This window comes from Shewanella sp. Choline-02u-19 (assembly GCF_002836205.1).
Taxonomy (GTDB): Bacteria; Pseudomonadota; Gammaproteobacteria; order Enterobacterales; family Shewanellaceae; genus Shewanella.
In genome coordinates this window covers 281417-293063 of sequence record NZ_PJBE01000013.1, presented here as the reverse complement: position 1 = coordinate 293063, position 11647 = coordinate 281417, and the positions used below count along the sequence as shown (strand labels likewise).

Annotated in this window: 12 protein-coding genes; 5 read left to right on the top strand and 7 right to left on the bottom strand. The window is 43.0% G+C overall.

Going from position 1 to position 11647, the window contains the following annotated elements:
- Positions 1-331 precede the first annotated feature (331 nt).
- Positions 332-634 (bottom strand): DUF962 domain-containing protein, encoded by a 303-nt coding sequence (locus CXF83_RS08035; RefSeq protein WP_101092713.1) that lies wholly within the window; start codon positions 632-634, stop codon positions 332-334.
- Entirely contained in the window at positions 627-1265 is a 639-nt protein-coding gene (locus CXF83_RS08030; RefSeq protein WP_101092712.1) for a GNAT family N-acetyltransferase, read from the bottom strand. Before CXF83_RS08030 ends, CXF83_RS08035 begins: the two co-directional genes overlap by 8 nt.
- Before the next feature lie 119 nt (positions 1266-1384).
- Between CXF83_RS08030 and CXF83_RS08025 the strand changes: the two genes are divergently transcribed.
- Positions 1385-1714, top strand: coding sequence for a DUF2789 domain-containing protein (locus tag CXF83_RS08025; protein WP_308304388.1), 330 nt, complete (start codon positions 1385-1387; stop codon positions 1712-1714).
- A 32-nt stretch (positions 1715-1746) separates the two neighbouring features.
- Here CXF83_RS08025 and CXF83_RS08020 read toward each other — a convergent pair whose 3' ends face one another.
- Positions 1747-2118: a DUF3192 domain-containing protein gene (locus CXF83_RS08020; RefSeq protein ID WP_101092711.1), complete on the bottom strand. Its 372-nt coding sequence runs from the start codon at positions 2116-2118 to the stop codon at positions 1747-1749.
- Between the two features lie 148 nt (positions 2119-2266).
- Here CXF83_RS08020 and CXF83_RS08015 point away from each other — a divergent pair, with 148 nt between their 5' ends.
- Positions 2267-2626 carry a hypothetical protein gene (locus CXF83_RS08015; RefSeq protein WP_101092710.1) on the top strand — a complete coding sequence of 120 codons (360 nt, stop codon included), beginning with the start codon at positions 2267-2269 and terminating at the stop codon, positions 2624-2626.
- Positions 2626-3399, top strand: coding sequence for a Zn-ribbon-containing protein (locus CXF83_RS08010; RefSeq protein WP_101092709.1), 774 nt, complete (start codon positions 2626-2628; stop codon positions 3397-3399). The genes CXF83_RS08015 and CXF83_RS08010 overlap by 1 nt, the downstream gene beginning before the upstream one ends.
- 88 nt (positions 3400-3487) lie before the next feature.
- On the opposite strand, the gene syd is transcribed toward CXF83_RS08010, so the two are convergent.
- Positions 3488-4135 carry a SecY-interacting protein gene (gene syd, locus CXF83_RS08005; RefSeq protein WP_101092708.1) on the bottom strand — a complete coding sequence of 216 codons (648 nt, stop codon included), beginning with the start codon at positions 4133-4135 and terminating at the stop codon, positions 3488-3490.
- Between the two features lie 59 nt (positions 4136-4194).
- Between syd and queF the strand changes: the two genes are divergently transcribed.
- Entirely contained in the window at positions 4195-5052 is an 858-nt protein-coding gene (queF, locus tag CXF83_RS08000) for an NADPH-dependent 7-cyano-7-deazaguanine reductase QueF (protein ID WP_180961077.1), read from the top strand.
- A 39-nt stretch (positions 5053-5091) separates the two neighbouring features.
- Here queF and CXF83_RS07995 read toward each other — a convergent pair whose 3' ends face one another.
- Positions 5092-6006: a LysR family transcriptional regulator gene (locus CXF83_RS07995; RefSeq protein WP_101092706.1), complete on the bottom strand. Its 915-nt coding sequence runs from the start codon at positions 6004-6006 to the stop codon at positions 5092-5094.
- 174 nt (positions 6007-6180) lie between these two features.
- Between CXF83_RS07995 and CXF83_RS07990 the strand changes: the two genes are divergently transcribed.
- A complete protein-coding gene (locus CXF83_RS07990) occupies positions 6181-8178 on the top strand; it encodes an alkyl/aryl-sulfatase (protein WP_101092705.1) in 1998 nt (665 codons plus the stop codon).
- 82 nt (positions 8179-8260) lie between these two features.
- On the opposite strand, the gene CXF83_RS07985 is transcribed toward CXF83_RS07990, so the two are convergent.
- Positions 8261-9172, bottom strand: coding sequence for a 4'-phosphopantetheinyl transferase family protein (locus tag CXF83_RS07985; RefSeq protein WP_101092704.1), 912 nt, complete (start codon positions 9170-9172; stop codon positions 8261-8263).
- 116 nt (positions 9173-9288) lie between these two features.
- On the bottom strand, positions 9289-11322 hold the full coding sequence (fusA, locus tag CXF83_RS07980; protein ID WP_101092703.1) for an elongation factor G: 2034 nt from the start codon (positions 11320-11322) through the stop codon (positions 9289-9291).
- Positions 11323-11647: the final 325 nt, after the last annotated feature.

The following is an 11647-nucleotide window of genomic DNA, read 5'->3' as shown; positions in this document are numbered from 1 at the left end:
TTATCCTTAAACTAGCAGCTGGCCTATCCACTCACTAAATATTTAAACTTGAGAATCAAAATGGTAATGATGATTTACAGCGAACTCTATCGCTAACAAGGCTTACCAATTGATTGCTTGAGTTAACTTTATACGCTTATCAGTCCAGTGCGACGGTCTTTTAGCAAACACTCAAGATCGTAACATTTACGCAACTTATAGAGGTTTTCATAACGTACTGATTATAAACAACTAAGACTATCTATAGTGACTATATCAACAGTATTACCATTTGATGTCCCACATAAAAGTAAGAGATCTCTTACGCCAAGGACATCCGAATCCGATATTTTTATCTCTTCTTGCCTGAAAAGGCTTCAAATAACATCACCCAATCAGCCATTAAACTATAAATGGGATATTTAAATGTCGCCGGTTTGTTCTTTTCAAATACAAAGTGCCCAATCCAAGCAAAACTATAACCAATGACGGGTAACAAACATAACAGTAACCATTGCCCTGAATAGAGCGCGAAAATAGTCACTAAGATCACCAGAGAGCTACCAATATAGTGTAGCGCTCTGCACGTTATATTTTGATGTTGCGACAGGTAAAAGGGATAGAATTCAGCGAAATTATTAAAACGTTTAGTCATTAGTCTGGCCTCGATAAAACATCAATTCCCCCGTCACCTTGCCTATTTCTAGATCCTCCAATTTGTCGAAACCATGATTCGAAAATAATGCAATATGTGCTGGATCGCTAACAAACACACCAACGCCATCAAGCTGCAACTGTTCATCACACCAACTCAATACTGTTTTAACTAATTGACTACCGTAACCTTTGCCTTGCTCATTTGTTGATATAGCAATGAACTGCAAAATACCGCAACGACTATTGGGCAGGTTTTCTATAATTTGGTGTTCTTTTTTGATCCAAGCTTGGGTCGATTGCCAGCCAGCACTTATCAACATTTTCAAACGCCAATGCCAGTAACGGGCTTCACCAAGCGGGACTTGTTGAGTGGCAATACAGGCAACCCCTATCAGTCGTTCTCCAGAAAACATGCCGATTAACCCTTGTTCCTGTTGCCACAGCGCATTTAACTCTTCACGAATAGCGCCACGCAGTTTTTGCTCATATTGCACCTTGTCATCATCATAGAGTGCATCCATAAAAAATGGATCATCGTGATAAGCATTGTAAAGAATTGAGGCGGCAATACGTAAATCTTCAGCCGTTAGATAGACCGCTCGACACTCTTCCATGATTTGATTTTCCATTGTTATTTTCCTTGACCTAGATCACATAAATACCAATGTAACAAGCCCATAGAAAAGTGCAATTAATAATCAACATTCACTTTGTCAGAAATTTAATGTTGTTATAAAACGAGCATCTGATGAGTCATTGGGTGTCAAAAAGTATCGATACTAAACTTGGAGGATTAGGTCGTTTTCTACCATACTGGAAGCAACACGATAGCAACGGAGCGTTAATCATGGACACCACCCCTTTGGATCTAGAACATCTATTTCAACAGCTCGGTTTACCAAGTGATGCTAAAGCAATTGAACTGTTTATACGAAAACATACGATTACTAAAGGGCTGCTTATTCATCAAGCGGGATTTTGGACAATATCACAGCAACATTTTCTAGCAGAGGCATTAGCGGAAGATGCCCAATGGTCGGATTTAATTGACCATTTAGACACCCTATTAAGAAAGTAACTTCACCATATTAAAGAAATATAGAAAGATAATTATATTTTGGTGTAGGCCTTTTCGCCCCATCCAACAACGGCATTATTGCTAATAACTACGGGAGTACACTCATCTTTGGTTGTCTTGCCGTCGCCCTTAACTCGTTGTGTGCGATAAAACAGCACATGCACTTCTTTATCTTGTTGGATATAGGCTTCATTAAAATCAGCAGTACCCATTAGCGTTGTCACCTGCTCTTTTGACATCCCCAGTGAGATCCTCGATAGGCCGTCACGGTTACTTTCTTGGATTTTCTCCCAAGCTCCATTGTTATCCCAATCAGATTCACCATCACCTACATTGATAACGCAACCAGTTAACCCTATGCTTGCTATCCCAAAAAACGCTAAACTTAGTAGATTATTCTTCACATTAACTTCCTGTATTTATATTGATTTTATAAATATCATTAAAGCAAACTACATGCCACATGTTAAAGCATTGTTTAATAATGATTTAATCTTAATTAATTACTGTTAATGAACTAAATATACTAATGAGTAAGGAATTTAACCAACGATGAGCCCTCTAGACCAAGTACTCTGCGCCGCCAAACAGCTCAGCGATGAAGGTAAAAAACCCACTCTTGCATTAATTAAAACTAAGCTAGGTGTCAGTGTTGCAATGCTGACTTTGATCCAAGGCTTACAACAGTACAAATCGATGAATGCTGTAGACAAAGCCGCAATCCCGACTAAGGCGCAGTTAACCGCATCAGCGCAAGCACCTCTGCAACTTCCAACCAACACTCAACAACAGCAAAGAATTACGCAACTTGAGCAGGAGCTGTTAACCCTTAAAACCAACTATCAAGCCGTAATCAACAGATTAACAGCGCTTGAATCAGCATCGCTTAATGCTAGTGGAGCCAAGAAATAATGCATGTTGTTGAATTAAGATTTGAATGCTTCGATAACACGACAATCACTGCCGCCGAAAAAGCCATTAATGGCTTGTTAGAAGCTTATCGCGCCAATGGTCAAATACTCGGTCGAGAATTTGCTGTCGCTTTCAATGACGGTGAGTTTAGAGCTCGCTTGTTGATGCCAGAAAAAAGTAGCCTTGCCAAGCGATTTAATAGCCCTTGGGTCGAGAAAACCTTAATTGAATTAACAGACGCTAAACTACTTGCTCCTCGCGAGAAGTATATTGGCCAAGATATCAATTCAGAAGTGTCTAGCCAAGAGACACCAAGTTGGCAGCTGCTTTATACCAGTTATGTGCATATGTGCTCGCCACTAAGAAATGGTGATACGCTGCAGCCAATTCCACTTTACCAAGTACCAGCGACAGCCAATGGCGATCATAAACGGCTGATCCGCTGGCAAACCGAATGGCAAGCTTGTGATGAAATACAAATGGCCGCGGGGACTAAAGCCGAGTTTGCAGCACTTGAGCAGCTAACCAGCCACAAAAGTGACCTCTTTAGACGCGGCTGGGACTTGCGTGGCCGAGTTGAATTCCTGACAAAAATCCCAACCTATTACTATCTTTATCGCGTTGGTGGAGAAAGCCTAGCCAATGAGAAAAAACGTTGCTGTCCAAAATGTGGTAGTGACCACTGGCTATTAGATGAGCCGCTATTGGATATGTTTCACTTCCGCTGCGAACCATGCCGTATCGTGTCGAATATCTCTTGGGATCATCTCTAAAAGAGACAAAAAAGGTCTAAATTGCAGTGCAATTTAGACCTCTTCTTTCAAGCTAATAGTTTAAGCTTCTAGCGTTAAATTTTACCCGCTATTTCCCACGTAAGTTCTGCCACATTATTTTCATACGCTGCCAAATACCTGGGTGATCGAGTACTGGCATATCTTCTTCCACCAGCTTAACCGGTGGCGTCACTCGCGCCGTAAGCTCAGCGATAAAACCATTTAACGAATCTGCTAACTTTTTACTCTGATTTTCCCCAGGGATTTCAATCCAAACGCTGCCATCGGTATTGTTAATAGTGATCATCTTATCTTCATCATCAAACACACCAATAAACCAGGTAGGCTCTTGTTTGAGCTTCTTTTTCATCATCAAATGTCCGATGATATTCTGCTGTAGATACTCAAAATCAGTCTGGCTCCACGCCTGCAATAACTCTCCCGTTCCCCAAGGTGAGTCAAACATCAATGGCGCTGCAAAATGTGCCCCATAAAATGCACTAAGATCGGCATGTAAAGATAGCTCTAGTGCATGTTCGACATTATCAAAAACACCCGGCACGTCACGCGAGACTGATTTCCATTGCAATGCTTCTTCAGAACCAACGTCAACATCGCCCAAAATACACTCTGACGCTTGTTGCTGCGCATAATATCGAGGGTACTCTCCCAACGCATCTAAGTAGGCTTGTTGGTAGTCGTTTAAAAAAATATCCAGAGCAGGTAAAGAAGACACTTAAGCCGATCCCAAAATCAGTTATAATAAGAGTCTATTTTGACATGGAAACCGTATTGATGACACAACATCATGATCCCTATAGTGACGCACCCGAACTTTCAGAGCTTACATTAGGAAAGTCCACAGGCTACCAAGAACATTATGATGCGTCTTTACTGCAGGGCGTGCCGCGTAAGTTGAACCGTGACGCAATAGGCCTTACTACCGAACTGCCGTTTCACGGCTGTGATATTTGGACCGGATATGAGCTTTCATGGCTAAATGCCAAAGGTAAGCCAATGGTCGCCATCGCGGAGTTTAGCCTAGACTTTCAAAGTGCCAACCTAATTGAGTCTAAGTCGTTTAAGTTATATTTGAACAGCTTTAACCAAACTCAATTTGATGATGTTGAAGCGGTTCAATCTACCTTGACCAAAGATCTATGCCAATGTGCACAAGGTGATGTTAGCGTTAAAGTAATTGAACCGAAAAACTTTAGCCATCAACGTATTGTAGAACTACCAGGCACTTGTATCGATGATTTGGATATTGAAGTCAGCGACTACAACTTTAACCCAGACTACCTTGTCGACAGTGTTGATGACAAAGTGATGGTTGCCGAGACGCTAACCTCTAATCTACTTAAATCAAATTGCTTAATTACCTCTCAGCCTGATTGGGGTACGGTAATGATCCGCTATCAAGGCCCTAAAATTGATCGCGAAAAACTGCTTAGATACTTGATCTCATTTAGACAGCACAATGAGTTTCACGAGCAATGTGTCGAGCGTATTTTTGTCGACTTAAAACGTTTCTGCCAATGTGCAAAATTAACGGTTTATGCGCGTTACACTCGACGTGGCGGGTTAGATATCAACCCCTATCGTAGCGATTTTGAAAACCCAGCTGAGAACCAACGCTTAGCAAGACAATAAGACATAACGAAACCGAGTATTAATGCTCGGTTTTATTTTTTAAGTCTCTAGCGCCTGCATTTGTAAAGCTATCATCTCTCTTAGCCAAGCATTGGCGCTATTGCTCTGCAACTTTTTACTCCAAATCATATGGTACTCAATTGGCCTTGTATCAAAAGGCAATGGGTATTGCGTCAGATTAAACAGCTCAGCATACTCTTTAAGATAATGAGTGGAAGCGATGGCAATAGCATCGCTTTTTGATGCTGTGGCTAACATGGTCAGTAGCGACGATTGCTCACTATAGGTTTTACGTTGCGGCATGACGGCTTCGCTATAAAGTTCCGCGATGGCTAGATTTGAGCGCCGCATTTTGAAGATGACATGCTTTTCAGCAAAATAGGCATTAACGTTAAGTGTATCTTGGATCCTTGGATGATCTTTTCTCGCCACACAGACCAACTTATCGCGCATCAACAGGGCTGCATTTAATGCCACTGGTATTTGGCTCATTATGTCAACGGCAAGATCTATACGCTCAAACTGCAAGTCAGACTGTAACTGCTCCTCATTGGATGGCGGCTCCTTAAAGATAATATCAACCGCCAAGTCAGCCGTCAGCTTATCTATTGGCGCTTGCAATAGTTGCATTATCACTTCATTGGCATACACGTAGAATTCACGCTGATGTATTTTAGGGTCAAACTTCTCCAAACCCGCAACAACACCATCAATAGCATTGAAATGCTGCTCCAACTGTTGATATAAATCATGTCCGGCAGCTGTAGGTTCAACACCGCGTCCAACACGATTAAACAACTCTTCATCTACCTGTTTTTTAAGGCGGTTAATCGCATTACTGACTGAAGATTGGGTTAAATCAAGTTGTTCTGCGGCGCGGCTAAATGAGCGGCAGCGATACACGGCAAGAAATACCGGAAATAGATTAAGGTCAAACTGTTTTGTCTGCGGCATATGACTCAATACTATTTACACTGTGAATATTAATTAGCAATCTAGCGATAATTACTAAATAACACAAGCACTCTACACTAGCCTCAATTCAATTTGTATTGACTCGGTTCAGGCTCCCCTACTCTGCTAAGAGCCTGCTATGAACCTTCTATGAACGACCTTTGAGGAATCACAATGAAAATATCTCCGCTTACAATCGCGATCATCAGTAGCGTAACACTGGGCCTGTCTTCAACTGCAAATGCTGCACAACATGAACACGACCATATAACCGTGCACTATGAGGGCAAGGCCGCGACTGCAGATACGATTAAGCATAACCAAGCCATTGCCCAAACGCTCAACTTTGCAGATACCACCGCATTTGAGCAATCATCTAAGAATCTTATCGCAAAATTTGATAAAGCGACTGCAGACATTCTGCGCGCTGAATTTGCCTTTATTGGTGAGCAAACCCCCGATTCGGTCAACCCATCACTTTATCGTCAAGCTCAACTTAATATGGTGCCTAATGGCTTATATAAAGTGAGCGACGGGATCTATCAAGTACGCGGGACAGACTTATCAAACCTAACTCTCATTAAGGGCGATTCTGGTTGGATTGCTTACGATGTATTACTGACTAAAGAAGCGGCTAAGGCGTCACTGACCTTCGCACTAAAACACTTGCCAGAAGGCAGTGATCTTCCTGTGGTAGCCATGATCTATTCTCATAGTCATGCTGACCACTTTGGTGGTGCTCGCGGCGTTCAAGAGATGTTTCCTGACGTGAAAGTCTATGGATCACACAACATCACCAAAGAGATTGTTGATGAAAACGTACTGGCTGGAAACGCGATGAGTCGCCGCGCAGCTTATCAATATGGGGCCACTTTAGGTAAGGATAACCACGGTATTGTCGATGCCGCGTTGGGCAAAGGTTTATCAAAAGGTGAAATCACCTATGTCGCACCAGACTACACCTTAAATGGCAAAGGCAAATGGGAAACGCTTAAGATAGATGGGCTTGAAATGGTGTTTATGGATGCATCAGGTACTGAAGCAGAATCTGAGATGATAACTTTTATTCCTTCAAAGAATGCACTTTGGAGCGGCGAACTGACCTACCAAGGTATGCATAACATCTACACCTTACGCGGGGCAAAAGTGCGTGACGCACTAAAATGGTCAAAAGATATCAACGAAATGATCACTGCCTTTGGCAGCAAAGTTGAGGTACTGTTTTCTGCACATTCGGCGCCAGTTTGGGGCAATGAAGAGGTCAATCAATTCTTGCGCCTACAACGTGATAATTATGGTCTGGTACATAACCAAACTTTAAGGCTGGCCAATAATGGCGTAGGCATTCAAGATATTGGCGATGCAATACAAGCGACTATTCCTGAGACTGTCTATAAAACCTGGCACACCAACGGTTATCACGGCACCTATAGCCATAATGCCAAAGCGGTTTACAATAAGTACTTAGGTTACTTTGATATGAACCCTGCCAACTTAAACCCATTAACAACAAAGTTAGAATCTGCCAAGTTTGTAGAGTATATGGGGGGCGCGGAAGCAACGGTTAAACGAGCCCAAAGTGACTACATCCAAGGGGAGTATCGCTTTGTTGCTACAGCATTAAACAAAGTCATTATGGCCGATCCTAATAATGATACAGCAAGACAACTTTTAGCCGATACCTATGAGCAATTAGGTTATCAATCTGAAGGTGCAGGCTGGAGAAACATCTACTTAACTGGCGCCCAAGAGCTGCGTGTAGGCATTCAAAAAGGGGCTCCTAAAACAGCATCAGCAGATGTGATTAGTGAGATGGATATGCCAACCTTATTCGATTTTTTAGCCGTGAAAATCGATAGCCAAAAAGCAGCGAAACACGGTCTAGTGAAGATGAACATCATCACGCCAGATACCAAAAGTATTCTCTACATTGAGCTTAGCAACGGTAACTTGAGTAACAATGTGGTGGATGATGAACAAACAGCAGATGCTAACCTCATCGTCAATAAATCAGACGTGACCCAAATCCTACTTGGCAAGACAACCCTCAAAGCACTACTGGCATCGGGTGATGCTAAAATTACAGGCGACAAAACAGCCTTTAGTAAAATAGCGGGCAGCATGGTGGAATTCAATCCAGAATTTGAAATTGTGCCAACACCTAAGAAATAACAAGCCAAGAAAGCTAACACATCACAAGGGACGCATATCGCGTCCCTTCTCTATCAGCCATATTGACACCGCTTCCCCAGCGCTAAGCCATCGCTTTAACGACATCATTAATTGAGGCTATTTCTGCGTCATACTCGATGGGTTTGTGTTGGCAACTTAGCCCTTTAACACTAATAGCAAAGCGATAATCGTCATCCAAATGTCCCAAAGCACAATGCCAATTGGCCGCTTCCTCCACCAGCGTGTCATTTGTAGCAGCAACCATCACCTCTGTTTTGCTGCTAAAGAGCTGTAAAGCAACCCCCTGCTTGAACACCATCTGCTGACTAAATCCCGATTTTAACTGTCCAAATTTAGTGTGTTCGCTCGATTTAAGTGCCAATATACGCTGCTCCATTGTGCTTAAATCAAAGCCAAACGATTTAAGCGACAACGCTAAACCCAACCCTTTAGCCTTAATATAAGACTCTTTCAATGCCCATAAATCAAAGAAGCGATCACGCTGTAACTCATTGGGTAAAGCAAGTAACGCGGCGGTTTCTGGCTCAGAGAAGTAGTGATTTAATATTGAATGGATATTGGTACTTGTGCGGCAGCGCTCAATATCGACTCCCAGCTCCAGTGTCGATGGAACCTTGTCCTCTACAGGCTGTTGATGGATAGCTAACAGCAACCAATCGCCACTATGGCTAAGATTAAAATCTATTCCTGTTCGCTCAAACTGAGCTTGCGTTAACCGCGGTTTACCTTTTTCACCATATTCAAATTGCCACTCATCAGGCTGTAATTTTCCATGGTGAGACAACAATGCGCGTAAATATCCGCGAACCATCAAACCTTGTACTTTGGCGGTTTGCTGAATATAACGATCGACCTTGTCAATTTCATCTTGTGGTAACCACGAGCGGACCGTCGCCGCTATTTCACTCTTAATCAATGAAGATGATAACGGGCAGAAATACAAGTTTACGCAGGGAGGATTAGAGTTAGACAACGACAGCTCAATAACGGTGATTTATAGGATCATTGTGGCCTCTTTTACCGCAAAACAACAGAGGGGCATACCGCAAAATAGCGTGCAGCCCCACAAGATGTTACATAACATACTGATTATTCAATTAACGCCAAAGCCTTAAATGCTTTATCAGGAATAATGCCATAGCGACTAAAACTCATCGAAAAGACACCATCGCCACCCGTCATCGATTTGAGCCTGGTGGAGTAATCGCCAACATTCGCCAGTGGTGCTTCAACGCTCACGACAACAATGCCACTAGCCTTGGCTTGAGTGCCACAAATAATGCCCCTAGAAGCGTTCATGTCACCCGTGATTTCACCGACATGACTTTGCTCTACCGAGATCTGCATATCAACAATAGGCTCTAAAATCACAGGTTGTGCCAGTGCAACTGCATCAATGAAGGCTTTCTTACCCGCCATAACAAACGCTATCTCTTTCGAATCAACATTATGATGTTTGCCGTCTAATACCGTGACTTTGATATCCTGCATAGGGAACCCGCCAAGCGCGCCAGCTAACATGGCTTCGCGAACGCCTTTTTCAACTGCGGGTATATATTGACTCGGTACAGTCCCTCCCACCACCTTACTGACAAATTCAAACCCTTGCCCCCGCGGCAGTGGTTCAACCTTAAGTTCAACTTCGCCAAACTGCCCCGAACCACCTGATTGTTTTTTATGCCTAAAACGGGCTGCAGCCTCTGCCAATATCGTTTCTCGATAAGCGACGGCTGGTGTATCTGTGTCCATATCGACATTAAACAAGGTTTGCGCTTTTTCTAATGCTATTTGCAGATGGAGATCCCCCAGCCCTTGTAAAATAGTTTGTCCCAGTGCTTCACTGCGTCTAATCTGAAGGCTGGGATCTTCCGCCACTAATTTATGCAGCACTTCGGAGATTTTTTGCTCATCCCCGCGCCGCTTTGGTGATACGGCTAAACCAAAAATGGGCTGAGGCAGCTTAATTTCAGGTAAATGAAACTCGTCTTCATCGTGGCTATCATGTAACACTGCGCCCACTTCTAGTTCATCAATTTTGGCTATCACGCAGATATCACCTGGAATGGCTTGGCTAACATCAATCAGTTTATCCCCCTGTAGCTTAGCCAAATGGCTCACTTTAAAGGGCTTGCGTCCGTGACCAACAAACAATTTCATTCCAATATTTAACGTGCCTTGGTAAAGCCTAAATACACCCATTCGGCCGAAGAATGGATCAATTGACACCCTAAAAACATGTGCTAATACGTGATCATTTGGACTTTGGCTGACATCGATCGGCACAGCATCTTTGCCAAACCCTTTAACAAATAGCGGCGGATTGGCTTCAAGTGGATTTGGCAGTAATTTCACTAACAGTTCTAACAACGAACCTATGCCGATATCTTGTTCTGCACTGGTAAAACAAACGGGCACTAGATGCCCCATACGCAATGCAGTCTCAAGCGGAGCATGCAGCTGCTCTGGCGTTAACGACTCGCCCTGATCCAAATACAGCTCCATAAGCTGCTCATCTTCTTCAAGCACTGTATCGACTAACTCATCATGGGCGGCCTGTGCCCCGATAAAGGCGGTTTCAGCTTGTTCATCACAATGAAGATAGCAATCAACGACTTGGTCGGCTGCGGCATTGGGCAAGTTAATGGGCAGACAACGATGGCCAAATTGTTGCTGAATATTACCCAATAACTCCGCTAATCCAGCTTCATTACCATCAATATGGTTAATCGCAATGAGTACGACTTTGCCTTGGCTACGCGCTGCTTCAAATGCACGTTTTGTAACGGTTTCAATACCAACACCCGCATGGATCACCAATAGCACCGACTCAACACCCGGTAGCGGCAACAGTGCACGGCCGAAAAAGTCGGGTAAACCGGGAGTATCGATAAGGTTGATGTGGTGGTTGGCGTAATCAAGATTGAGAAATGAAGGTTCTAAGCTGTGGCGATGGGATTTTTCTTGGGCAGTGAAATCAGCATGATTTGTGCCCTTATCGACCCTGCCTTTTAAGGTTATCGCATTCGCACGAAACAGCAATGCTTCTAATAACGAGGACTTTCCTGATCCTGTGTGTCCGAGCACAGCCAAATTGCGGATCTGCTCAGTGTTGAACTCAGCCATAACGGCCTCCTTTGTCACATTATTAAACTTAGGTGTTTTCAATAAGACAATATTCCGGAGTTGTTAACACCAAGTATAAACGTGTAACAAAGTACAATATTTGACCTAGGTCACTCTTTAACCCATTTACGTTACTTGGTACACAAAATAACACTTTAACTTACAAGTGTTCGCTGAATCTGGTCGTATCTGTAATTATTAAGTCCCAGGTGATTGTATTGCCCTGAAACCTGATGTAGTCTGCTCATCCAGTAGTCAAATTATACCGATTAAATTACGATGTACGGTGAACTCTCGCGAAGTTTACTCGTCACAAAAACGTAAT